The sequence below is a fragment of the Crossiella sp. S99.2 genome, from assembly GCF_023094165.1.
Classification (GTDB): Bacteria; Actinomycetota; Actinomycetes; order Mycobacteriales; family Pseudonocardiaceae; genus Crossiella.
Genome location: NZ_JALMDK010000024.1, coordinates 20,244 through 41,793 on the forward strand (window position 1 = coordinate 20,244; position 21,550 = coordinate 41,793).

22 protein-coding genes and 3 tRNA genes are annotated in these 21,550 nt (G+C 69.7%); 14 read left to right on the forward strand and 11 right to left on the reverse strand.

Features of this window, described 5'->3' with window-relative positions; all coding sequences use genetic code 11:
* Positions 1-11 precede the first annotated feature (11 nt).
* The 6 genes from MZC64_RS45480 (at position 12) to MZC64_RS45505 (ending at position 2,668) form a co-directional block, all read left to right on the forward strand.
* Positions 12-851 carry a DUF3566 domain-containing protein gene (locus MZC64_RS45480; protein ID WP_247765896.1) on the forward strand — a complete coding sequence of 280 codons (840 nt, stop codon included), beginning with the start codon at positions 12-14 and terminating at the stop codon, positions 849-851.
* A 70-nt stretch (positions 852-921) separates the two neighbouring features.
* Positions 922-995 (forward strand) — tRNA-Ile (locus MZC64_RS45485).
* A gap of 71 nt (positions 996-1,066) precedes the next feature.
* Complete coding sequence (locus MZC64_RS45490) at positions 1,067-1,189, forward strand: DLW-39 family protein (RefSeq protein ID WP_209707217.1); 123 nt, start codon at positions 1,067-1,069, stop codon at positions 1,187-1,189.
* A gap of 64 nt (positions 1,190-1,253) precedes the next feature.
* A tRNA-Ala gene (locus tag MZC64_RS45495) sits at positions 1,254-1,326 on the forward strand.
* A gap of 277 nt (positions 1,327-1,603) precedes the next feature.
* Positions 1,604-2,086, forward strand: coding sequence for a hypothetical protein (locus tag MZC64_RS45500; protein WP_185001028.1), 483 nt, complete (start codon positions 1,604-1,606; stop codon positions 2,084-2,086).
* A gap of 36 nt (positions 2,087-2,122) precedes the next feature.
* Complete coding sequence (locus MZC64_RS45505) at positions 2,123-2,668, forward strand: DUF2020 domain-containing protein (RefSeq protein WP_247765897.1); 546 nt, start codon at positions 2,123-2,125, stop codon at positions 2,666-2,668.
* Positions 2,669-2,714: 46 nt separating this feature from the next.
* Here the strand turns inward: MZC64_RS45505 and MZC64_RS45510 are convergent, their stop codons facing one another.
* A complete protein-coding gene (locus MZC64_RS45510) occupies positions 2,715-3,254 on the reverse strand; it encodes a hypothetical protein (protein ID WP_247765898.1) in 540 nt (179 codons plus the stop codon).
* A 93-nt stretch (positions 3,255-3,347) separates the two neighbouring features.
* Here MZC64_RS45510 and MZC64_RS45515 point away from each other — a divergent pair, with 93 nt between their 5' ends.
* Positions 3,348-3,899: a peptidylprolyl isomerase gene (locus tag MZC64_RS45515; protein ID WP_185001031.1), complete on the forward strand. Its 552-nt coding sequence runs from the start codon at positions 3,348-3,350 to the stop codon at positions 3,897-3,899.
* A gap of 10 nt (positions 3,900-3,909) precedes the next feature.
* Complete coding sequence (locus MZC64_RS45520; RefSeq protein ID WP_247765899.1) at positions 3,910-4,803, forward strand: rhomboid family intramembrane serine protease; 894 nt, start codon at positions 3,910-3,912, stop codon at positions 4,801-4,803.
* On the opposite strand, the gene MZC64_RS45525 is transcribed toward MZC64_RS45520, so the two are convergent.
* Together MZC64_RS45525 and crgA are read right to left on the reverse strand one after the other, a co-directional pair.
* Entirely contained in the window at positions 4,800-5,180 is a 381-nt protein-coding gene (locus MZC64_RS45525; protein WP_247765900.1) for a PH domain-containing protein, read from the reverse strand. The two genes, MZC64_RS45520 and MZC64_RS45525, sit on opposite strands and share 4 nt — an antisense overlap.
* Before the next feature lie 326 nt (positions 5,181-5,506).
* Positions 5,507-5,773 carry a cell division protein CrgA gene (gene crgA, locus MZC64_RS45530; RefSeq protein ID WP_185001034.1) on the reverse strand — a complete coding sequence of 89 codons (267 nt, stop codon included), beginning with the start codon at positions 5,771-5,773 and terminating at the stop codon, positions 5,507-5,509.
* Between the two features lie 171 nt (positions 5,774-5,944).
* Here crgA and MZC64_RS45535 point away from each other — a divergent pair, with 171 nt between their 5' ends.
* From MZC64_RS45535 to MZC64_RS45550, 4 genes are read left to right on the forward strand one after another with little or no spacing between them, the layout of a single operon-like run.
* Complete coding sequence (locus MZC64_RS45535; RefSeq protein ID WP_221489782.1) at positions 5,945-6,679, forward strand: DUF881 domain-containing protein; 735 nt, start codon at positions 5,945-5,947, stop codon at positions 6,677-6,679.
* A complete protein-coding gene (locus MZC64_RS45540) occupies positions 6,676-8,487 on the forward strand; it encodes a class E sortase (protein ID WP_247765901.1) in 1,812 nt (603 codons plus the stop codon). Before MZC64_RS45535 ends, MZC64_RS45540 begins: the two co-directional genes overlap by 4 nt.
* A gap of 17 nt (positions 8,488-8,504) precedes the next feature.
* Positions 8,505-8,663 carry a hypothetical protein gene (locus MZC64_RS45545; protein ID WP_185001035.1) on the forward strand — a complete coding sequence of 53 codons (159 nt, stop codon included), beginning with the start codon at positions 8,505-8,507 and terminating at the stop codon, positions 8,661-8,663.
* Positions 8,664-8,695: 32 nt separating this feature from the next.
* Positions 8,696-9,334, forward strand: coding sequence for an aminodeoxychorismate/anthranilate synthase component II (locus tag MZC64_RS45550; RefSeq protein ID WP_247765902.1), 639 nt, complete (start codon positions 8,696-8,698; stop codon positions 9,332-9,334).
* A 69-nt stretch (positions 9,335-9,403) separates the two neighbouring features.
* On the opposite strand, the gene pknB is transcribed toward MZC64_RS45550, so the two are convergent.
* The 7 genes from pknB to MZC64_RS45585 all read right to left on the reverse strand — a co-directional run bounded on the left by pknB (position 9,404) and on the right by MZC64_RS45585 (position 18,811).
* Entirely contained in the window at positions 9,404-11,359 is a 1,956-nt protein-coding gene (pknB, locus tag MZC64_RS45555) for a Stk1 family PASTA domain-containing Ser/Thr kinase (protein ID WP_247765903.1), read from the reverse strand.
* 66 nt (positions 11,360-11,425) lie between these two features.
* Positions 11,426-12,766, reverse strand: a complete 1,341-nt coding sequence (locus MZC64_RS45560; protein ID WP_247765904.1) for a serine/threonine-protein kinase — start codon at positions 12,764-12,766, stop codon at positions 11,426-11,428.
* Positions 12,767-12,768: 2 nt separating this feature from the next.
* Positions 12,769-14,235 (reverse strand): penicillin-binding protein 2, encoded by a 1,467-nt coding sequence (locus MZC64_RS45565; RefSeq protein WP_247765905.1) that lies wholly within the window; start codon positions 14,233-14,235, stop codon positions 12,769-12,771.
* Positions 14,232-15,692: an FtsW/RodA/SpoVE family cell cycle protein gene (locus MZC64_RS45570; protein WP_247765906.1), complete on the reverse strand. Its 1,461-nt coding sequence runs from the start codon at positions 15,690-15,692 to the stop codon at positions 14,232-14,234. Before MZC64_RS45570 ends, MZC64_RS45565 begins: the two co-directional genes overlap by 4 nt.
* Complete coding sequence (locus MZC64_RS45575) at positions 15,692-17,089, reverse strand: PP2C family serine/threonine-protein phosphatase (protein WP_247765907.1); 1,398 nt, start codon at positions 17,087-17,089, stop codon at positions 15,692-15,694. The genes MZC64_RS45570 and MZC64_RS45575 overlap by 1 nt, the downstream gene beginning before the upstream one ends.
* Entirely contained in the window at positions 17,086-17,547 is a 462-nt protein-coding gene (locus tag MZC64_RS45580) for an FHA domain-containing protein (protein WP_185001042.1), read from the reverse strand. The genes MZC64_RS45575 and MZC64_RS45580 overlap by 4 nt, the downstream gene beginning before the upstream one ends.
* Before the next feature lie 37 nt (positions 17,548-17,584).
* Positions 17,585-18,811 (reverse strand): DUF3662 and FHA domain-containing protein, encoded by a 1,227-nt coding sequence (locus MZC64_RS45585; protein ID WP_247765908.1) that lies wholly within the window; start codon positions 18,809-18,811, stop codon positions 17,585-17,587.
* A gap of 199 nt (positions 18,812-19,010) precedes the next feature.
* Between MZC64_RS45585 and MZC64_RS45590 the strand changes: the two genes are divergently transcribed.
* Positions 19,011-19,093, forward strand: a tRNA-Leu gene (locus MZC64_RS45590).
* Between the two features lie 485 nt (positions 19,094-19,578).
* Positions 19,579-20,202 (forward strand): hypothetical protein, encoded by a 624-nt coding sequence (locus MZC64_RS45595; protein WP_247765909.1) that lies wholly within the window; start codon positions 19,579-19,581, stop codon positions 20,200-20,202.
* Here MZC64_RS45595 and MZC64_RS45600 read toward each other — a convergent pair.
* Positions 20,195-21,523, reverse strand: a complete 1,329-nt coding sequence (locus MZC64_RS45600) for a D-arabinono-1,4-lactone oxidase (RefSeq protein WP_247765910.1) — start codon at positions 21,521-21,523, stop codon at positions 20,195-20,197. The genes MZC64_RS45595 and MZC64_RS45600 overlap by 8 nt on opposite strands.
* Positions 21,524-21,550 lie beyond the last annotated feature (27 nt).

Sequence of the window (21,550 nt, forward strand, 5' to 3'; positions counted from 1 at the left end):
TAGGACTGCTGATGACTTCACCGAACCAACCGGACACCCCCGGGCAGCAGGCGAACAAGCCTGCTGACGAGGCAACCGTGATCACCGATCCGAAGCAACCGGACGGTGCCGCGGGCGCGTCGGGGAACACCGGCGAGCCCGCGCCCGCGGCACCGCCGGCCGAGGAGTTCGCGCAGGCATCGGCCGCTCCGCCGCCGTGGCAACGGGTGACCGTGACCAACCAGCAGAGCGCACCGCCCGCTCCCGAGCCCGTCAAGGAGAACTCGATCGACCAGCCGACGGCCGCGTTCCGGCCCGCCGCTCCGGTCGAGCACTCCGTGCCGCCGCAGCCCGATCTCGACGCACCCACGGTGTTCGGGACCGCGGCGGGCGTGCACCAGCCCGACAACGGGCTGGGCGCGCTGGGCCGGGAAACGGTCAACTTCTCCGCAGCGGCGACCACGCCGCGACCCGCGGTGGCCGCACCCAGCGCCCGCCGCACCGGCAGGGGCCCGCGCCGGGCCGCCCTGCAGGTGAAGCGGGTCGATCCGTGGTCGGTGCTCAAGCTCGCGCTGGTGCTCTCGGTCGCCCTGTTCTTCGTGTGGCTGGTCGCGGTCGGTGTGCTGTATGGCGTGCTCCAGGGCATGGGCGTCTGGGACTCGCTGAACAACACCTACAAGGACCTGGTGACCAACGCGGACGGCGGCGCTGAGCCGTTGATCAGCGCGGGCAGGGTGTTCGGCGTCGCCGCGGTTGTGGGCGTGGTCAACATCGTGCTGTTCACCGCGCTGGCCACGGTCAGCGCGTTCGTCTACAACGTCTCGGCCGACCTGGCCGGCGGCGTGGAGGTCACCCTCTCCGAACGCGAGTAGAACTGCCGGGAGGGGTGCCCCCCGATTTGGGTGGGCGGCACCCCTTCCGGTAGTGTTCATCTCGCAACGGGGGCCTATAGCTCAGTTGGTTAGAGCGCTTCACTGATAATGAAGAGGTCGGAGGTTCAAATCCTCCTAGGCCCACTGCCCGCTGCTCCTCAGGGGGGCACCCGTATCGGGCACCAACCGCGTGCCGCTTTGGGAGGCGAACGTACGTGAAGAAGCTTCTGGCACTTGCCGCTGTTGCCGGCGTCGTGCTCTTCTTTGTCAAGCGCAACCGTTCTGCGAAGGCTGAGGCGGACCTGTGGCGTGAAGCCACTGCTCCGACCGAGGGCTGAGTCGAACGAACCGAGGGACTAGGCGTGGCCGTCCAGGTACCGGCGGCCTCGCCAACTGTCCCACGGGGACGTAGCTCAATTGGCAGAGCACTGCCTTTGCAAGGCAGGGGTTAGGGGTTCGATTCCCCTCGTCTCCACCGACGATTGGGTCATCCCTGCTCGCGGAGGACGCTCGCCTGGATCGTCTTGTGATCACACTGGGGGCGAAGCCCCCAGACCCCACCCGGAGGCTCTGCCCCCGGACCCTCGCTCGCATTGTTTGGTGGCATCACTCGTGATGCCGCCTTCTTTGTTTCTCCAGGTTTTTGGATCTCTGGGCTTGTTCTTCCTTCACCTGGTGGTGTGCAACCTGGTGGGTGAATCTCGCGTCTGGGAGTCGTCAGGGATTGACGATCTTCACAGGGGTGCATACCGATGTCTGTTCTCCGCCGGTTGGCGGTAGTTGTCACGTCGTTGTTCGCGGTGGTGGCGGTGATCACACCGGCTGTCGCGGTGGCCGCCGTGGCGGCGCCACCTGGGGTCAAGTTCCGGGCGGGCTCGCACGACGGGTTCGACCGGGTGGTCTTCGAGTTCGTGGGCGCCAAGGCGCCGGGATCGGTGCTCTTCCAGCAGCTGGACGGGGAGCGGCCGTACTGGGGGCAGAGCGACCTGCGGGTCACCGAGCTGTGGGGCAACCGGTTCCTCAAGCTCGCCCTGCCCTCGCCGGAAGGGGCCGAGCCGTATGTCGAGGTGATCGGCAAGCGGGTGGTCAACTACCCGCTGCCGCTGGTGCGCGGCGCGGTGGTGAACGACGCCGGGCACGGCGGCAGCATGGAGGTCTCGATCGGCCTGGAACGGGACGCCGGCTACACGGTCAAGCACCAGGGACACCTGGTGATCATCGACTTCAAGCGCTGACGTGGCGGCACGAGGGGCTCTAGGGTGGGCCGCGTTATGAGACGACCACTGCTGCTCGTGCTGCCCGCGCTCGCGGTGCTCTCCGCCTGCGGGGGCGCCCCGGCGGACTCGACTCCGCCGACCAGCTCCGGGGCCCCGGTCCAGGAGCCCACCTCGCCGGCGCCGGCGAAACCACCGCCGGTGCCGGAGCCGTCCTCGGACGGCCCGTGCCCGTACCTGGACAAGGAGGAGGTGCGGGCGGCCAACGGCCAGGGGGTCGGCAAGGTCCGGATCTCCGAAGGCAAGCCGAACCCGGCCTGCTTCTTCTACCGGGCCGACAACAAGTCGGTGCAGGCCATGGTGTGGATCTACAGCGGATCCGCCGACGTGGCCAAGCTGCTCGTCGACACCCAGGTGCCGGTGGCAGGCTCGTCACCGGCCGATCTGCCCGGCGGGTGGAAGGGCGGGTCGAAGAAGACCGACACCGGCGCGGTGTTCGCGGTGGCCAAGGGCGAGTACGCGATCGTGGTCACCACGAACCAGGACCGCACCATCGCGGCCAAGCGGATCGCCACCGTCACGGCGGGCAACCTGAAGCTGTGAACAACGGTGGGGCCGGGCGAGTCTCGCCCGGCCCCACCGCTTCGGTTCACTTCTGGCGCGCGGCCGCCGGCCGGTGCCCGTTGTCGGAGGGGCTGCCCGCGGGGCGCTCCTCACTCTTGTCCTCGTTCTCCTCGACCACCGGCTTGACCTCCTGCGGCCGCCTGGCCAGCAGCACTGCGGCCACCGCGCCCGCGGCGCCGAGCAGCAGCACGGCGAAGGGCCACTTCCGGCGCTTCGGCTTCGGGTCCAGCCGGTCGGCCAGGCGCTTCTTGGCCTTGCGGCCACGACGGCCCAGGTCCTTCTGCGCCTGCTTGGTGGCCTTGGCCAGTTCCTTGCGCGCCCGGCGACCGCGTTTGCCGATCTCCTGGCTGAACTCCTCGGCCGTGCCCGCGACGCTCTGGGCCAGCTGGTGCGGAGTGAGCCCACGCTTAGCCAGCTTCTTCTCCGCTCGCCTGCTCGCCCGCTTGGTGGCCTTGAGCCCGTCGGCGCCTGCCCGTTCGGCGCGCTTGCGCACCACGTGGATACCGGTGCCCAGTGCGCGCCCGACCTGCTCACCGGCTCTGGCCAGGGTCCGTACCTCGTCCATGCCTGCCTCCCGAGCGTGACGAAAGCCTCGTCAACGCGTTACCCCATCCTGCCCCTTCTCACACGATCCCGCCGTGGATGGCACGATGGTTCGGTGGCTGACAGCACTGAATCGCTCGTTGGGGCGACCGTGATCGCGACCCTGCACACCTCCGAAGGCGAGGTCCGGATCAAGCTGTTCCCGGACTACGCGCCCAAGACGGTGAAGAACTTCGTCGGACTGGCGGACGGCTCCAAGCCCTACACCACCGAGAACGCCGCCGGAGAGCGGTCCGGGCCCTTCTACAACGGTTCGGTGTTCCACCGGGTCATCGCCGGATTCATGATCCAGGGCGGCGACCCGACCGGCACCGGCCGCGGCGGCCCCGGCTACACCTTCGCCGACGAGTTCAACTCCGAGCTGCGCTTCGACCGCCCGTACCTGCTGGCCATGGCCAACGCGGGTCCCGGCACGAACGGCTCCCAGTTCTTCGTCACCGTGGGCAAGACCCCGCACCTGAACATGAAGCACACCATCTTCGGCGAGGTCGCCGACCAGGCCTCCCGCTCGGTGATCGACACCATCGCGCAGGCCGAGACCGACCGGCAGGACCGGCCGATCAAGGAGATCACCATCGAGCGCGTCTCGGTCTCGGTCGAGCGCTGAGCCGGCGCCGATGACCCAGCCGCACACGCTGCCCGGCTGCACCCGGCACCCGGAGACGCCGACCGGGCTGAGCTGCATCCGCTGTGAGAAGCCGTACTGCTACCGGTGTCTGACGGACGGCTCGGTCGGCAAGCAGTGCCCGGACTGCCTGGCCGCGGGCAAGAAGAGCCAGCGCCGCGGGGTGAACCTGGTCGGCAATGAGGACGAGCACGTTCGCCCGATCGTGATGCCGGTGCTGATCGCGCTGAACATCGTCATGTTCGCGATCACCGTGGTCCAGGCGGGCAGCGTCAACAACCTCGCCGCCTCCTGGGTCTATGACAACGGCGCGATGTGGAACCTCGCCGTCGCCGGTGACCAGTGGTGGCGGTTGATCACCAGCGCGTTCCTGCACGTGGCGCTGTGGCACCTCGCGGTCAACATGCTGTCGCTGTGGATGCTCGGCCAGGAGCTGGAGCCGCTGTTCGGGCGGATCCGGTTCCTGCTGCTCTACCTGCTCTCCGCGGTGGGCTCCGCGGTGGCCGTGTTCCTCTTCTCCGAGGGCGCGGTCGGCGCCTCCGGCGCGATCTTCGGCCTGCTCGGCGCGGTCGTGGTGGTGTTCATCAGGAAGCGGCAGAGCCTGCAACCACTGCTCATGGTCTTCGGCCTCAACGTGGTGTTCGGCCTGGTGATCGGCAACGTGTCCTGGGTCGGCCACGCCGGTGGCCTGGTCACCGGCGCGCTGGTGGCGGCGGGGCTGATCTATGTGCCGGTGGCCAGCCGGACGCTGTGGCAGACGATCAACCTGGTGGCGATCACCGCGGCCATCATCGGGCTGGCGATCTTCCAGTACTACGAGGTGCCGCGGCAGGAGTGCGATCCGCCGGGCGCGCGCATCCTGTGCGGGCCGGTCGATCCGAATTAGGCGGGGCCGCGCAGCTCGCCGAGTTGCGCGGCCACGTCCTCGGGGTCGGCGCCCAGATCCAGCCTGCCGAGCACGAACAGGCGCTCCAGCTCGTCCTTGGTGACCTCGATCTCCAGCACCGCGACCCGGCGCCCCAGCCGCTGGGTGTGCAGGACCCTGGTGCCGACCTCGGCCCAGGTCCATTCCTCGGTCCGGAACAGGCCACGGACGGACAACCCCATCGGGCCCGCGGCCAGCCTCGGCCGGGCGATGGTGCCGAACAACGCGGCGAAGCCCAGGACCAGCGCGGTGATCGCCGCGATCACCCGTCCGGCCGGATCCGCGGTGAAGACCAGCCACCCCGCCGCGCCGGCCGCCAGCACCCAGCCGACACTCACCAGCGCGGGGTCCGCTGACCAGGCAAGTTGTCGACTCTGACCCGTTGACCAGGGCATCTGCTCTTCCACCAGTCCAGCTTGCCCGTTCGAGCGCGTTCCGTCAGCCCCGCTGCGCCCAGCGGCGCAACCACATCATGTTGTGTGCCCCGGTGGCCGCAGACCGGCTATGGGGTGCCCGTGGAAAAAGTTATCCACAGGAGTTGTCCCCACTGGGGATGACTTACATCCGTGTGGTTCAGTGACCCTCCGCCAAACGGGTGGTGAACAGGGTGCGGCCCGGACGTGTGGTGCCGTCCGGGCCGCGATACGCACAGTGTTTGCGCAGGTCAGCGCCAGCGCATGGTCATCAGCAGGCCAGTGATCATCAGCGCGAAGCCGACCGCGAAGTTCCACGAGCCGAGGTCGGCCATGAACTGGATGTCCTGACCCGCGAGGTAGTACACGACCAGCCAGGCCAGTCCGAGCAGCATCACCAGCAGCATCACCGTGATGTAGATCGGGTGTGAGGGCCCCTTGGCCTTCAGCTTGACCGGCGTGCGCCGGTCCGCCGGCGGCGTGTAGACGTCCTTCTTGCGGACCTTGGACTTCGGCATTCTGTCCTCGCCTGACGTTGGATCCGATGGCTGTGTCTGTTCGCGGAGCGCGTTCGGCACAGCGAAAACGAAACTCCGGCCCGACGAACACGTTAACGTAGCCGAAGAGTGTGGAGGAGAGGCAACTTACCCCTGCTTACCCCACGGACGGCCTAAGAGAGGACACGAGGCGTGCGGAGGCTCGACGGCTGGCGGGTGGCCGCGCCGGTGATGTGCCTGGTCGCGGGCCTGATCTTCGCGGTCAGCCACAACGTGGCCGACGGCCATGACCTGCGCGGCGGCCGCAACACCGAGCTGCACGGCCTGGTCCGCGACGCCGAAGGCCGGGTGCATGAGGCCGAAGCCGCCCTCGGCAGGCTGCGCACCGACCTGGAAGCCCTCGAACGCGGCGCCGCCAGCTCGGACGAGCGGGTCGGCAAGGCCCGCGGCACCGCGGCCAACCTGGCCAACCCGGCCGGCCTGAACCCGCTGCGCGGCACCGGCCTGGTGGTGACCATCAGCGACGCACCCCGCGGCCCCGACGGCCGCTACCCGGCCGATGTCCCGGTGGACGCGCTGGTGGTGCACCAGAAGGACCTGCAAAGCCTGCTGAACGCGCTGTGGGCCGGGGGCGCGGAAGCGCTCGCCGTGGCCGACCAGCGCCTGGTCAGCACCTCGGCCGTGCGCTGCATCGGCAACACGCTGCTGCTGCACGGCCGCACCTACTCCCCGCCGTATGTGATCAGCGCCATCGGCGACCCAGACAAGCTGAACTCCGCTTTGGACGCCGCAGAAGGCGTGCGAATCTTCCGGCAGTACGCCCAGAGCTACGGCCTCGGCTACCGGGTCCAGCGACCCGATGTGGTGCGGGTGCCGGGCTATGGCGGGGCGTTACGACTGGACAAGGCACAGGAGGTGCCCCGATGACCGGCCCCCGCACGCCACAGCCGGAGGACGGCACCGAGGCGACCCAGGAAATCCACCACCGCCAGCCCCGGGAACAGCGACCGGAGCAGTGGTGGTCGGAGCCGGGCGCGGAAGCCCGCCCGGCGCCGCGCCGTCCGGAACCGCCGAGGGCGGAGCCGCAGCCGGACGCGCCGCGCCGTCCGGAGCCGCCCAGGGCCGAGTCGCACCCGGACGCGCCCCGGCGCCCCGAGCCGCCCCAGGTGTGGGTGGAGCCCGGCGAGATCCCGCCGGCCGAGGGACGCCCGATGGCACCCCGTTTCCAGGGCGAGCCGCCCCGGGCCGACCAGCCCCGCCACCCGGCCGAGCCGCCGCGCCCGGACCCGCGGCTGTCGGGCGAGCGGTTCGAGGCCCCGCAGGCGCCAGACCAGTTCGAGCCGCCCCGCTTCGAGTCGCCGCAGGATCCGCGCGGGCACCGTGAGCCCGCACGGTTCGAGCCCCCGCACGACCCGCGCGGACAGGGTGAGCCGCACCAGTTCCAGCCGTCCAGGGACCCGCGCGGGCAAGGTGAGCCGCCGCGCTTCGAGTCGCCGCAGGATGTCCGCGGCCAGGGCGAGCCGCCGTACCCGCCGCACGAGGCGCGGATGCCGGGTGAGGGGCTGAACGAGCCGCCCCGGCCGCCGATGCGTCCCCGGGCCGAGCCGCCACGAGCCGAGCCGCCGCGTGGCGCTCGTCCGCCTGCTCCGCCGGCGGACGTCGAGCAGACCCAGCTCATCCAGCCGATCCGGCCGGACGCCCCGCCGCCCGCACCCCCGCGGGCGGTGGCGCCGCCGCCCACGCCGGAAGAGCTGACCATGCCGATCCCGCGCATCCCCGCGCGGCCGCGGCTGGACGAGCCGGAGACCGAACTCATCCCGCGGGTCGAGGACTACGAGGACTACTCGGATCTCGCCGACCCGGATCCGGAGCCGGAACCCGAGGCCGAGGCGGCCGCGGTGCCCGCCCAGCGGCGTGAGCCGGGGCGGGTAGTGGTGCGGACCTTCGGGGAACTGCTGATCACGGCCGGACTCGTGGTGCTGCTGTTCGTGGTCTACGAGGTCTACGTGACCGACTGGCTCTCCGCAGGCAAGCAGGCCAACGCGACCGCCGCCATGGACGACCGGTGGAAGAACCCCAGCGTGGTCAACAACAACGAACCGCAGCGGACCAACCAGTTCCAGATCGGCGAGGGGGAGGGCTTCGCCAAGGTCTTCGTGCCCGCGTTCGGGCCGGACTGGACCTACACCGTGCTGGAAGGGACCACGGACAAGATCCTCGAGGTCGGGCCCGGTCACTACAAGGGCACCGCCTACCCCGGCCAGCCGGGCAACTTCGCCGTTGCCGGGCACCGGGTGGGCAAGGGCGCGCCGTTCAACGACATCGACCTGCTGGAGTCCTGCGACGCGATCGTGGTGGAGACCCAGAACGAGTGGTTCGTCTACCGGATGCTGCCCAAGACCGATGAGGTCAAGGACTGGGCCAAGGGCAAGGGCGCGGACGCCAAGTGCAAGGGGGTCGCGCCGCAGGGCAAGGGCGGCAAGGACGATCCCTACGCCAAGACCGTCGGCCAGGAGATCGTGCGGCCGGAGCAGGGCGAGGTCATCGCGCCGGTGCCGTGGCGGGCCGGCAACGCCGTGCCGCCGGGCCAGCAGGCCAAGCTGATCACCCTGACCACCTGCCACCCGCGGTTCTCCGCCCGGCAGCGACTCATCGTGCACGGCGTCCTGGTCCGCACCCAGCCGAAAGATCCGAAGGATCCCAAGGCCGTGCCAGCCGAGTTCCAGACCGGCTGAAAGGTACGGTTGGCCTCGTGTACAGCTGGATCTGGCGGCACCTGCCTGGGCCGTTGCCGCTGCGACTGCTGCTGGCAGCGGTCCTGATCGTCGGCGTGGTGGCACTGCTGTTGTTCGTGGTGTTCCCGTGGATCGAACCGATGCTGCCGTTCAACCAGGTCACCACCGGGCAGTGAATCCCGTTCGACGCGCGCCGTAAGCTGGCCCGGTGCGGGTACTGGTGGTCGACAACTACGACAGCTTCGTCTACAACCTGGTCCAGTACCTGGCCCAGCTCGGAGCCGAATGCGTCGTGCGACGAAACGACTCGGTGGAGCCGGCCGAGGTCGACCAGGCCGACGGCGTGCTGCTCAGTCCTGGACCGGGCACCCCGGAGCGGGCCGGCCGGACCATCGAGATCATCCGGCGCTGCGCCGAGCTGACCAAGCCCGCCCTTGGCGTCTGCCTCGGCCATCAGGCCATGGGGGTGGCCTGGGGCGCGACCGTGGACCGGGCGCCGGAGCTGCTGCACGGCAAGACCAGCCAGGTGCACCACACCGGCGCCGGCGTGCTCGCCGGGCTGCCCGACCCGTTCACCGCCACCCGCTACCACTCGCTGACCGTGCTGGAAGAGACCATCCCTGCCGAGTTCGAGGTGACCGGGCGGACCGAGTCCGGCGTGGTCATGGCCATGCGGCACCGCGAGCTGCCCATCCACGGCGTGCAGTTCCACCCCGAGTCGGTGCTCACCGACGGCGGCCACCGGATGCTGGCCAACTGGCTGGCCATCGCCGGGCACCCGGTGCCCGAACCCACCGTCGCCGCCCTGGAGCAGGGCATGCGCGAGGTGGCCGCCGCCGCTCGCTGACACCCGCCCCGGAACACACAACGGCCCGGCCCCCGCGAAGGGGTGCCGGGCCGTTGTCGTCGCTACGGGTCAGCCGCCGCCCTTGGGGGTGGTGCTGGTCGGTGAGCCGCCGCCGAGCTTGCCGACCTGGATCTGGATGGTCTGCGTCTTCGACACCGGGTCACCGGCGACCGGCTTGGAGTCCATGATCCGGCCGAACTCGCTGATGCTGCCGCTCACCTCGACCTTGCTGAAGCTGCCGGTCCAGCCGAACTCCTGCAGCTTCGACCGGGCCTCGCTCTCGGTCATGCCCTCGATGTTGGGCATGGTGAACTGGTCGTTCTTGGAGATGCTCAGCGTCACCGTGGCACCGGGCCGCACCGAGGTGCCGCCTGCCGGGGTCTGCGCGACCACCTCGAGCTGTGGCTTGTTGGAGCTGACTTCCTTGATCTCCACCCGCAGACCGAGGCCCTCCAGGTTGCCGCGCGCGGCGGTGCTGGACTGGCCGATCACATTCTGCACGGTGACCCGGTCCTGCGCCTTGCCCACGGTGATGCTGACCAGCGAGTCCTTCGGCGCCTTGGTGTTGGCCGACGGCGTCTGCGACTGCACCTTGCCGACCTGCTTGGAGTCCTCGACCGCGGTCTCGGTGGGGTTCGCGCTGAGCTTGAGCCCGGCGGCGGTGAGCATCGTCTCGGCCTCGCTCGGGGTCTTGCCCTTGAGGTCGGGAACGGTCACCTCCTCCGGACCGCTGCCGATGTTCAGCGTGATCTCCGCGTCCTTCTTGACCGCGGAGCCCTCGGCCGGGTTGACCGAGACCACCCGGTTCAGCTCTTCCGGCTTGGAGACGACCTTCTGCAGGTTCGGGGTCTTGGTGAACCCGGCGCTGGCGATGTCCTGCCGCGCCTGCACCTCGGTCTTGCCGAAGACCTTCGGGACCGTGGCGGTGTCACCGCCGCCGTTGGAGTTCCCGCTGAGCAGCGGGCCCAGCAGGAAGGCGAGCAGGATCAGCAGCGCCACGCCGAGGGCGACCGCCACCGCGACGAAGATGGTCTTGCGCCGCTTCTCCCGGCGCTCCTCCTCATCGTCGTCACCGTCGGCCAGCGCCTCGGGCCGGTGCTTGCCCTGGATCACCTGGGTGGCGCCGCCACCGCCGACGATCGAGGTGCGCTCGTCCTCCGACATCACCATCGGCGCCAGCGGCCGCTGCCCGGAGAGCACCCGCACCAGGTCGCCGCGCATCTCGCCGGCGGACTGGTAGCGGTTGGCCGGGTTCTTGCTCATCGCCTTGAGCACGATGGCATCCAGCACCGCGGGCACCTGCGGGTTGACCTGCGAGGGCGACCTGGGGTCCTCGCGCACGTGCTGGTAGGCCACGGCCACCGGGGAGTCACCGGTGAACGGCGGCTCGCCGGTCATCAGCTCGAAGAGCACGCAGCCGGTGGCGTAGACGTCGCTGCGCGCGTCCACCGCCTCGCCGCGGGCCTGCTCCGGGGAGAGGTACTGCGCGGTTCCTATCACCGCCGCGGTCTGGGTGACCGCGGCCTGGCCGTCGTGCACGGCCCTGGCGATGCCGAAGTCCATCACCTTCACGGCGCCGGACTTGGTGATCATCACGTTGGCCGGCTTCACGTCCCGGTGCACGATGCCGTGCCGGTGGCTGAAGTCCAGTGCCGCGCAGACGTCGGCCATGACCTCCATGGCCCGGCGCGCGGGCAGCGGGCCCTCGGTCTTGACGATGTCGCGCAGCGTCTTGCCGTCGACGAACTCCATCACGATGTACGGCAGCGGGCCGTACTCGGTCTGCGTCTCGCCGGTGTCGTACACGGCGACGATCGCGGGATGGTTCAAGGAGGCGGCGTTCTGCGCTTCCCGGCGGAAGCGCAGCTGGAACTGCGGGTCGCGGGCGAGATCGGCGCGCAGCACCTTGACCGCCACGTCGCGACCCAGACGAACGTCCCGGCCCTTGTGGACCTCGGACATACCGCCATAGCCGAGCGTTTCGCCCAGCTCATAGCGGTTGGAGAGCAGTCGCGGAGTGCTCATCGGTGCCTTGTCCCGCTCCTCGTCGACGGTGGTCTATTCATGTCATGTAGCTGCTGCGGCCGCACGTCAACCGTCCTCGTGCGGGGTGCAGCGCAGGGTCACGTCCGACCCCGCGGACAGCTGGCCAACCGGAGTCACCTCGGTGACCACGCACCGTGCCGGATCGGCTGGCCGTTGGCCGTCCTTGGTCCACACCTCGCTGTGCAGACCGGATTTCGTGAGCCGGTCGGCCGCCTCCGAAGCCGCCCGTCCCACGTACTCAGCCGGATTCACCTGTACGGACCCCTGGCTGGCAGTGCGCATGAACTCACTGATGACCCATGCTGCCAAAACCAGTGCCGCCACCGCGAATACCGCTATCACCAGCCACAGGCCGGTCCGGCGGGTGCGCGCCGGTCCCGGGTGGCGGGTCATGCCGACCGGGGTGAACTGCCCCGTCCCGTGTCCGAGCACCGGGATCCCCGGCGCGGACATGGGGGTGATGGGCCCGCCCGGACCCAGCTGGGGCGGGCCGAGGGGAACCCCGACCGGCGCCTGCGGCATGGACAGTCCGGAGGGCACCGGCAACGGGCGCCCGGCCCGCACCGCGGCCACCGCGACCGCGAACTCGCCGCCGCTGCGATACCGCTGTCGCGGGTCTTTGATCAGGGTCGCCTCGATCAGCGCCCGCGGACCCGGTGGCACGTCCGGCGGCAGCGGCGGGGCGAGATCCCTGATGTGCATCATGGCCACGGTGACCGAGTTGTCGGACAGGAACGGGCGATGCCCGGCCAGGCACTCGTAGCCGACCACGGCCAGCGAGTACACATCGCTGGCCGGCTCCGCCTCCGAACCCAGCGCCTGTTCCGGCGCGATGTAGTGCGCGGTGCCCATCACCATGCCGGATCGGGTGACCGGCGCGGCGTGTGCGGCCTTGGCGATGCCGAAGTCGGTCAGCTTCACCTTGCCGTGCGGGGTGACCAGGATGTTGCCGGGTTTGACATCGCGGTGCACCAGCCCGCGCTCGTGCGCGGCCTGCAACGCGTGCCCGGCCTGCTCCAGCACGTCCATGGTGCGCTCGGCGTTGAGCCTGCCCTGCCCGGCGATGATCGCGGCCAGCGGATCGCCCTCGACCAGCTCCATCACCAGGTAAGCGGTGTCCTGCGGGCCGTCGGGCACGGCGGCCGTCTCGCCGTAGTCGTGCACCGCGGCGATGTTCGGGTGGTTCAGCGAGGCGGTCATCCTGGCCTCGGTGCGGAAGCGGTGCAGGAACTCCGCGTCCCCGGTCAGCTCCGGCTTGAGCACCTTGATCGCGACCCGCCGGTCCAGCCTGGTGTCGGCGGCCTCCCACACCTCGCCCATGCCACCGACCGCGATCCGCCTGGCGAGGCGATAGCGGTCGGCGAGCAACTGGCCGGAGGTGAGCATGCTCAGCCACCTCCGAGGAAGGCGCCGATGACGCCGCGGCCGATCGGCGCGGCCACCGTGCCGCCGGTGGCGTCCTGGCCGCGGTCGCCGCCGTTCTCCACGATCACCGCGACCGCGATCTTCGGGTCCTCGGCCGGGGCGAAGGCGGCGTACCAGGCGTGCGGGTTGTTCGCCTTCGGGTTGGCGCCGTGCTCGGCGGTGCCGGTCTTGGAGGCGATGGTGACGCCGGAGATCTTGCCGCCACCGGCGGTCCGCGACTCCGACTGGATCATCATCTCCTTGAGCGTGGCCGCGGTCGCCGAGGAGATCGCGGTGCCCGAGCGGACCGGGTCGTTCTCCTGCAGCACGGTGACATCGCGCAGGATCTGGCTGACCAGCTGCGGTTCCATCCGCACCCCGCCGTTGGCGATGGTCGCCGCCACCACCGCGTCCTGCAACGGGGTCAGCCGCACATCGCGCTGGCCGATGCCGCTCTGGCCGAGCGCCGCCTTGTCCGGGATGTCGCCGAGGGAGGAGCCAGCCACGCCGATCGGGATCTTCTGCCCCTGCTCGCCGATGCCGAACTTCTCCGCCTGCTGGCGCAGCTTGGTCTCGCCGAGCTGGATGGCCAGGTCCACGAACGCGGTGTTGCAGGACCGGGCCAGCGCCTCGATCAGCGGCGCGGTCTCACCGCCGCCGCAGCGGTTGCCGTTGAAGTTCTCCAGCTGGTTGTTGGTGCCCGGCAGGGTGATCGTGGGCGCCGCGGTCAGCGGGCTGTCCTTGGTGAACCCGTTCTCCAGCGCGGCCGCGGCGGTGACCATCTTGAAGGTCGAGCCGGGCGGGTAGGTCTCCCCCACGGCCCGGTTCAGCGACGGCTTCTTCGGGTCCTTGGTCAGCTCGCCCCAGGCCTTCTGCTGCGCCTCGGTGTCGTGCGCGGAAAGCACGTTCGGGTCGAAGGACGGGGTGGAGACCATGGCCAGGATCCGGCCGGTCTTCGGGTCCATCGCCACCACGGCGCCGCTGAACTTCTTGTCCGTCATCGCCTTGTAGGCGAACTGCTGGACCTTGGGCACGATCGTGGTCTGCACGCTGCCGCCACGCGGGTCCCGCCCGGTGATCAGGTCGGAGAGCCTGCGGCCGAACAGCAGCGGGTCGGAGCCGTTGAGCACCGAGTCCTGCGCCTTCTCCAGCCCGGTCGCGCCGTAGTTGGAGGAGTAGTAGCCGGTGATCGGCGCGTACACCGGTCCCTCGGTGTACTTGCGCAGGTACTTCAGCCGCCCGGTGGTGTTCTCCACGGTGGCCATCAGCTGACCGCCTGCCGCGCTGATCTGCCCGCGCTGCCGGGAGTACTCCTCCAGCAGCACCCGGCTGTTGCGCGGGTCGTTGCGGTAGGTGTCGGCCTTGATCACCTGGATGTAGGTGCCGTTGGCCAGCAGCATCAGGACCATCACCATGACGGCGAGCGCCACCCGGCGCAGTGGTGCGTTCATGAGGGCCGCTCCACGAGCACGGTGTGCGCCTCCGCGATCGGCGCCTGCGGCACCACTGGTTTGGCCGCCACGGCCGGTCTGCGCGCGCCGTCGGAAATCCGCAGCAACAGCGCGACCAAGGCGTAGTTGGCCACCAGCGACGATCCGCCGAGGGACAGGAAGGGGGCGGTCAGACCGGTCAGCGGGATCAGCTTGGTGACGCCGCCGACCACGATGAAGACCTGCAGGCCGACCGCGAAGGACAGGCCACCGGCGAGCAGCTTGCCGAAGGTGTCGCGCACCGCCAGCGCGCTGCGCATGCCGCGCATCACCAGCAGCGTGTAGAGCATCAGCAGCGCGGCCAGGCCGACGAAGCCCAGCTCCTCACCGATCGCGGCGATGATGAAGTCGCTCTTGGCCAGCGGCACCAGCTCGGGCCGCCCGGCGCCAAGGCCGGTGCCGCCGATCCCGCCGGTGCCCAGCCCGAACAGCGCCTGGCCGAGCTGACGGCCCTTGTTGAAGAAGTCCGCGAACGGGTCCAGCCAGGTGGTCACCCGGACCTGGACGTGGTCGAAGATCTGGTAGGCGACCAGGCAGCCGCCGATGAAGAAGGTCATGCCCAGCACCAGCCAGGCGACCCGCTCGGTGGCCACGTAGAGCATCACCAGCACGATGCCGAAGAACAGCAGCGAGGTGCCGAGGTCCTTCTCCAGCACCAGCACGCCGAGCGAGGCGAACCAGGCGAACAGCATCGGCATCAGGTCGCGGGCGCGCGGCAGTTCCATCCCGAGCACCTTGCGGCCCGCCGCCATGAACAGGTCCCGTTTGGAGACCAGGAAGGCGGCGAAGAACACCATCAACAGGATCTTGGCGAACTCACCGGGCTGGATGGAGAACACACCAGGTATACGTAGCCAGATCTTCGCACCGTTGATTTCCGGGGCGATGACATTCGGCAGGATGCCCGGCAGCGCCAGCGCGACCAGTCCGGCCAGGCCCGCGGTGTAGCCGTACTTGGACAGCGTGCGGTGGTCCTTGACCAGCACCAGCACCGCGACGAAGAGCACCAGCGCGATCGTGGTCCACATGATCTGGCGGGGCACGTCCGCGCTGAACACCCGGCCGGTCAGCTCGGCCCGTTCGGCCTCGGCCAGGTCGATCCGGTGGATCATGACCAGACCAAGCCCGTTGAGCAGCGCCACGCACGGCAGGATCAGCGGATCGGCGTAGGGCGCCCAGATCCGCACCGCGATGTGCGCCACCCCGAACAGGCCGAGGTAGGCCGCGCCGTAGTAGAGCAGGGCGTTGGTCAGCTCCTGCTCCTGGTTGATCTCCACCAGCATCAGCGCACCGGTGACCAGCACCGCGGCGAAGGCGAGCAGCATCAATTCGGTGCCGCGCCTGGTCGCAGGGGGTGGCGGCTGAGCTGGCGGCCCGCCGGGCAGTGGCCCGGTGGTCGTCGCTGCCGACTCAGCCATCAGCGCACCGTCCGGCAGTCCACCCCGGGCTTGGGCGTCGGCGGGGGCAACGGCATGACGTCCGAACTCGTGGGGGCGTTCGGGTCCGTGGTCGGCGGGGCGCTGGTGCTGGTCGTCGGCTGACCGGTGCCACCCGGCGTGCCGGTGGTGGGCGGGCACGGCGGCATCAGCTGGGCGGTGCGCAGCCGGCGGATCGCGTTGCGCGCGCCCTCCAGCCCGTCCAGCCCGGTGATCCCGTTGGCGATGATCTCCTTGCCGGAGGCGGTCAGGTCGGAGACGAGGATCGGCTCCGGGTCACAGCTCACCGAGTTCGGCGCGCAGGAACCCTCGACCTCACGCTGCAGCCTGATGCCCAGCACATTGCCCTGCACACCCTGGAACACCGCCACCCGGCCGTCCTCGGACGCGCCGACGTAGTACTGCTGCAGCACCCAGTACCGGGTGAAGAACCCGGCCGCGCCGAAGAACGCCAGCACCAGCAGCACGACCGTCAGGGTCCGCAGCCAGCGCCTGCCCTTGGGCGGGTCCGGCGGCGGCGTGGTCGGGTCCGGGCGTGGCTGCTGTTGTTGCTGCCAGCCGGGGTTGAGCGCGCCCGCGCGGGAGGCAGGCGAGTCCGGCGGTGGCGGATCGGCACTGCCGTCGCCCGCGGCGCCGCCCACGATCGGGGCGTTCTCCCCGAAGTCGACGTCCACCACGTCGGCGACGATCACCGTGACGTTGTCCGGGCCGCCGCCCTTGAGCGCCAGCTCGATCAGCCGGTCGGCGCAGGTCCTCGGGTCGGGGATGGCCAGGGCCTCGGCCAGCGTTTCCGCCGACACCACCCCGGAGAGCCCGTCCGAGCACAGCATGTACCGATCGCCGTTGCGGGCTTCCCTGATCGCCAGGCTCGGCTCCACCTCGTGCCCGGTCAGCGCCTTGAGCAGCAGCGACCGTTGCGGGTGGGTGAGCGCCTCGTCCGGAGTGATCCGGCCTTCGTCGATCAGGGACTGCACGAACGTGTCGTCATGGGTGATCTGGGACAGGTTGCCGTCCCGGACCAGATAGGCGCGCGAGTCACCGATGTGCACCAGACCCAGTCTGTTGCCGGCGAAGAGCACCGCGGTCAGCGTGGTGCCCATCCCCTCCAGGTCAGGGTCGCTCGCGACGAGTTCGGCGATCGCCGAGTTCCCGCCGAGCATCGACCCGCGCAGATCACTGAGCAGGTCCTCCCCGGGTTCGTCGTCGTCGAGGGGGGCTAGTGCGGCGATGACCACCTTGCTGGCGACTTCACCGGCGGCATGGCCGCCCATGCCGTCGGCGAGCGCGAGCAGTCGTGGGCCGGCGTACACGGAGTCCTGGTTGTTGGCACGTACCAGGCCCCGGTCGCTGCGGGCCGCGTAACGAAGGACGAGGGTCATGAGCGCAGCTCGATCACCGTCTTACCGATGCGGATCGGAACGCCGAGCGGGACCCGGGTGGGTGCCGTGACCTTCGCCCGGTCTAGATAACTGCCGTTGGTGGAGCCTAGGTCCTCCACGTACCAGTCCGTTCCTCGAAGAGAGAGTCTGGCGTGCCTCGTCGACGCGTAGTCGTCGTCGAGTACGAGAGTGGAGTCGTCGGCACGGCCGATGAGAATAGGGCGGCCGTCCAGCGCGATGCGAGTACCCGCCAGCGCGCCATGGGTCACCACGAGTTGCCGGGCGGCTTTGTTGCCCCGCAACTGCCGCCCGCTGGTCCGTCGGGAACCGGGTAGGGCGACCCGCAGCCCGGAGGCCGCGTAAAGATCAGAGCGAACGACACGGAGCGCAGCCAGCACGAACAACCAGAGCAGGGCGAGAAACCCTGCTCTGGTCAGCTGCATCACAAGTTCTGGCACCTGCTGTGACCGCTCCCGCCTTGCGATGTCGTCCTGGTCAGCCCTGGGACCGGAACACCAACGTCGAGTGCCCGATCCTGATCGCGTCGCCGTCGGCGAGCTGCCAGGCCTGGGCCGGGTTGGAGTTGACCGTAGTGCCGTTGGTCGAGCCCAGGTCGGCCAGCATCGCGTTCTGACCGTCCCAGGTGATTTCCAGGTGCCGGCGGGAGACCCCGGTGTCCGGCAGGCGGAAATCGGCGTCCTGGCCACGGCCTATCACGTTGCTGCCCTGCTTGAGGCTATAGGTCCGGTTGGAGCCGTCGTCGAGCTGGAGGGTCGCCGTCAGTGTGCGCGGCCCCGTCTGCACGGCGGGCGGAGCGTATCCCTGCTGGTTCGGGTCGGCGTAGCCGCCCTGCTGGGCGTAGCCCTGCTGGCCATAACCCTGGTCGTAGCCCTGCTGGGCGTAACCCTGCTGCTGGCCGTAACCCTGCTGGTCATAGCCGGGCTGCTGCTGGGCGTAACCCTGGTCATAACCCTGCTGACCGTAGCCCTGCTGCTGCTGGCCATAGCCCTGCTGGTCGTAACCGGGCTGCTGGGCGTAGCCCTGGTCGTATCCCTGCTGACCGTAGCCAGGCTGCTGCGGCTGCTGGGCGTAACCCTGCTGGTCATAGCCAGGCTGCTGCTGGGCGTAACCCTGGTCGTAGCCCTGCTGCCCGTACCCGCCTTGCTGCTGCTGGGCGTAGTTCGGGTCATAACCCTGCTGACCGTAGCCAGGCTGCTGCTGCTGGTCGTAGCCGTACTGCCCCTGCTGCTGCTGGGCGTAGCGGTCTCCCTCGGGGTACTGGCCGGGTGGCTGGCTCATGGGTCGGTCTCCTGCGGTGCGAGGTGGTGCCGGCCGTCGGCGCGGCGATGCGTCTGGGTCGACTGACGAGCTCGTGTGGAACTGTCCGGTGTGCAGCGTCTCAGAGCGCTCCAAGGAGACTACGACGTCACCGTATGTGTCCCACCCGTGCTCGGTCAGATGCTCTCCGACACAGTCGGCGAGCAGATCGGTGATCCGCTGCTCGTCGCCGGCTAGCCGGTCGTGGTCGGCTGGGCCGAGTGTCACGGTGTAGTGGTTGGGTGCGAGGAGGCGGCCGCCGGCAAGCTCCTTGACCTTGCGTTCGGCCTCTCGTTGCAGGGCCTGCGCCACCTCCTGGGGGACTACGTTGCCACCGAACACGCGCGCGAAAGTATTGCCGACAAGGCCTTCGAGCTTGCGCTCGAAGCGCTGCACGAGGCTCATGTCCCACCCTTCCGCTTCCGGTCCAGTCCACTGAGCGCCGGACACCGAACGTGGTCGTGCGGTGCAGCTGGTTCGGCTCCGTGTCCGGTCGCTCACCCCGATCGTATCCGGGTCTGGGGGCAAGGGAGGGGCCGAGTTGTAAGCCAGTCGCCTGACCGTGCTAGGCTTCCGCCGCACCCCAAAAGGGAGCCCCCGAAAGGGGCGAGTGGCGGAATGGCAGACGCGCACGGTTCAGGTCCGTGTGTCCGAAAGGACGTGAGGGTTCAACTCCCTCCTCGCCCACGTACGAAAAAGGCCCAGGCGCGCTTCGCCTGGGCCTTTTTCGTACGTCCACACCGGGGGCCCGAGCCCCCGGACCCCCACGGTGCGGTTGGTGCTGAACCAGCGGGGTCACCATTTGGGTCACTCTTGTGGCCCACCTTTGTGGCCGCCTTTGTCTGGCCTATTTGTCTGTGACTCTTGGCGAAATTTCTTCAGGGTTGGCTCAGGTCCTTCTTTGGGGGCGGTTGGCGGGCTTTGGGGCGCGGTGAGCGGTGAGCGTGTGGGTCTCACACGAACGGCCGCACTGCCGGGCTGAAGTGCTTGACCGTGCACCGACCGGTTACCGACTGACTTCGGCCGCCGGTCGCAACTTGGTATGGGCATTCCCTGCGGTAGGGCCCTGACCTGGTAAATCAGTTAAGGCGTCAGCGAACGAACCAGCTCCGGAACGCCAAGAACGCCACTGCGGGCAACCACGGTGGTGAAGCCGCAGGGAGGCGAAGATCGTGAGCCGCACCACGGGCCAGCCGACAGTCCAGGGTGGACTGCCTGTCATTCCGGCCCGATCAATCGCCCCGGTCGAGTTACCCGCTCCGCCGGAACATCTGGCCGCTCGGGCCGCCGAACTGCTGGGCTGGGGCGGGGTCATGCTGCCGCCGATGACCCTGCTCGGCCGCCGGGTGGTCATGGTCGCCGAGCTGATCACCGACGCGCACGCCGAGCGGCTCGCGCTGGGGTGTCCGCCGGTCACCGACCGGACCACCGTCTCCACCTGGGTCTGGCCCGAACTGGCAGGCATGGTGCCCGCGCCGGCGGTCCGCCTGGTCGGCGCGATCGCGTTGTCCCGGCACTGGCGCACCGCGCTGACCTCGGTCGTTCCCTTCTCCCGGTTCACCAACACGGCGGTCGTGGTGCCGTCGGCGGTGGCCGAGGGCGATGACTTCCTGGCGAACTGCCTGATGCGTGCCGGTCACTACGGTGTGTCGGTGGCCACAGCCCAGGACCAGGGCTCGGTCGAGCTGACCCTGCGCGGCCGGCCGCCGCAGGACTTCCCGATCGAGCAAGAAGTCACCGTGCGGTGGCTGCGTGAGGTGGTCTACGACCGGATCCTGGCCACCATGGTCAGTTAGTAGTGCCCAGCACCCGGTCCAGGTACCGGTTGCGGAAGCGGCCGTGCGGGTCAAGGGCAGCGCGCACGGCCTGGAAGTCGGCGAAACGCGGATAACGGCCGCGGAGCGAGTCCTCCGTCTGGCTATGCATCTTCCCCCAGTGCGGACGGCCACCCGCCGCATAGGCGATCTGCTCGAACGTGTCGAACCAGTGCCGGTAGGGCATGCCGAGGAACTGGTGGATGGCCAGGTACGCGGTCGGCCTGCCGGTCGCGGTGGACAACCAGATGTCATCGGCGGCGGCCACCCGGACCTCGACCGGGATGTTCACCGGGTGTTCCAGGCGCTCGGAGGCGGCGCGGAGTTCGGTGAGCACCTCGCGCAGGTGCTCCCGGGGGATCGCGTACTCGGTCTCGGTGAAGCGGACCCGGCGCGGTGTGGTGAACACCCGGTGCGAGGCGTCGCTGTAGCTGCGCTCGCCGAGCACCTTGGCGCACAGCCGGTTCAGCGGGCGGACCAGGCTCGGGATTGCGCGGCCGGTGTGGCAGACCGCGGCCAGCGCGGCGTTCTCCAGCACCTCGTACTCGAAGAACCGGCGCACCGGGTGCAGTGGTTGCCTTGGCGCGTCCACCGGCAGGCGGTTGTTCCGCTTCACCATGACCCGGTCGGTGTGCACGAACCAGTGGAACTCGGCGTGGTCGTTGGCCGCGGTCAGCTCGTCGAAGCACTCGATCGTCTCGTCCAGGCCGGCCGGGTACTCCGCGGCCTGGAGCGCGAACGCCGGTTCGCACCGCAGGGTCACCGTGGTCAGCACGCCCAACGCGCCGAGACCGACCTTGGCCGCGCTGAACTCGGCCGGGTTCTCCGTTGCCGAGCAGCGCAGCAGCGAACCGTCGGCCAGCACCAGCTCCAGTGCCTGCACCTGGGTGGCCAGTCCGCCGAAGCTCGCGCCAGTGCCGTGGGTGCCGGTGGAGATGGCGCCGGCCACGGTCTGCCGGTCGATGTCGCCCAGGTTGGTCATGGCCAGGCCGAGCTGGTCCAGCTCGTGGTTGAGCTGGTGCAGCGGGGTGCCCGCGCGCACGGTGACCAGGCCGGTCTGGTGGTCGGCCGCGATCACGCCGCGCCAGTCGGACAGGTCCAGCGCCAGCCCACCTTCGGGTGAACCGACCGCACTGAACGAGTGGCCGCTGCCCAGGGGGCGCACCGTGAGGTCGTCCCGGGCCGCAGCCTTCACCGCGGCGGCGATCTCCTCCACGTCCCGGGGGCGGGCGGTGCGGGCCGGCCGCGCGGTGGCGGTCCGGGCCCAGTTGGTCCACGAGCCAGTGTCACTCTGTCGCGGCAAGGCTACCCTCCGCAATCCTCGGGGCGG

Bases quoted from the DNA above. Each gene is read 5' to 3' on its own strand.
- MZC64_RS45480 (WP_247765896.1), top strand. From the start codon at position 12: ATGACTTCACCGAACCAACCGGACACCCCCGGGCAGCAGGCGAACAAG.
- MZC64_RS45500 (WP_185001028.1), top strand. From the start codon at position 1,604: ATGTCTGTTCTCCGCCGGTTGGCGGTAGTTGTCACGTCGTTGTTCGCG.
- MZC64_RS45505 (WP_247765897.1), top strand. From the start codon at position 2,123: ATGAGACGACCACTGCTGCTCGTGCTGCCCGCGCTCGCGGTGCTCTCC.
- MZC64_RS45510 (WP_247765898.1), bottom strand. From the start codon at position 3,254: ATGGACGAGGTACGGACCCTGGCCAGAGCCGGTGAGCAGGTCGGGCGC.
- MZC64_RS45520 (WP_247765899.1), top strand. From the start codon at position 3,910: ATGACCCAGCCGCACACGCTGCCCGGCTGCACCCGGCACCCGGAGACG.
- crgA (WP_185001034.1), bottom strand. From the start codon at position 5,773: ATGCCGAAGTCCAAGGTCCGCAAGAAGGACGTCTACACGCCGCCGGCG.
- MZC64_RS45540 (WP_247765901.1), top strand. From the start codon at position 6,676: ATGACCGGCCCCCGCACGCCACAGCCGGAGGACGGCACCGAGGCGACC.
- pknB (WP_247765903.1), bottom strand. From the start codon at position 11,359: ATGAGCACTCCGCGACTGCTCTCCAACCGCTATGAGCTGGGCGAAACG.
- MZC64_RS45560 (WP_247765904.1), bottom strand. From the start codon at position 12,766: ATGCTCACCTCCGGCCAGTTGCTCGCCGACCGCTATCGCCTCGCCAGG.
- MZC64_RS45565 (WP_247765905.1), bottom strand. From the start codon at position 14,235: ATGAACGCACCACTGCGCCGGGTGGCGCTCGCCGTCATGGTGATGGTC.
- MZC64_RS45570 (WP_247765906.1), bottom strand. From the start codon at position 15,692: ATGGCTGAGTCGGCAGCGACGACCACCGGGCCACTGCCCGGCGGGCCG.
- MZC64_RS45575 (WP_247765907.1), bottom strand. From the start codon at position 17,089: ATGACCCTCGTCCTTCGTTACGCGGCCCGCAGCGACCGGGGCCTGGTA.
- MZC64_RS45585 (WP_247765908.1), bottom strand. From the start codon at position 18,811: ATGAGCCTCGTGCAGCGCTTCGAGCGCAAGCTCGAAGGCCTTGTCGGC.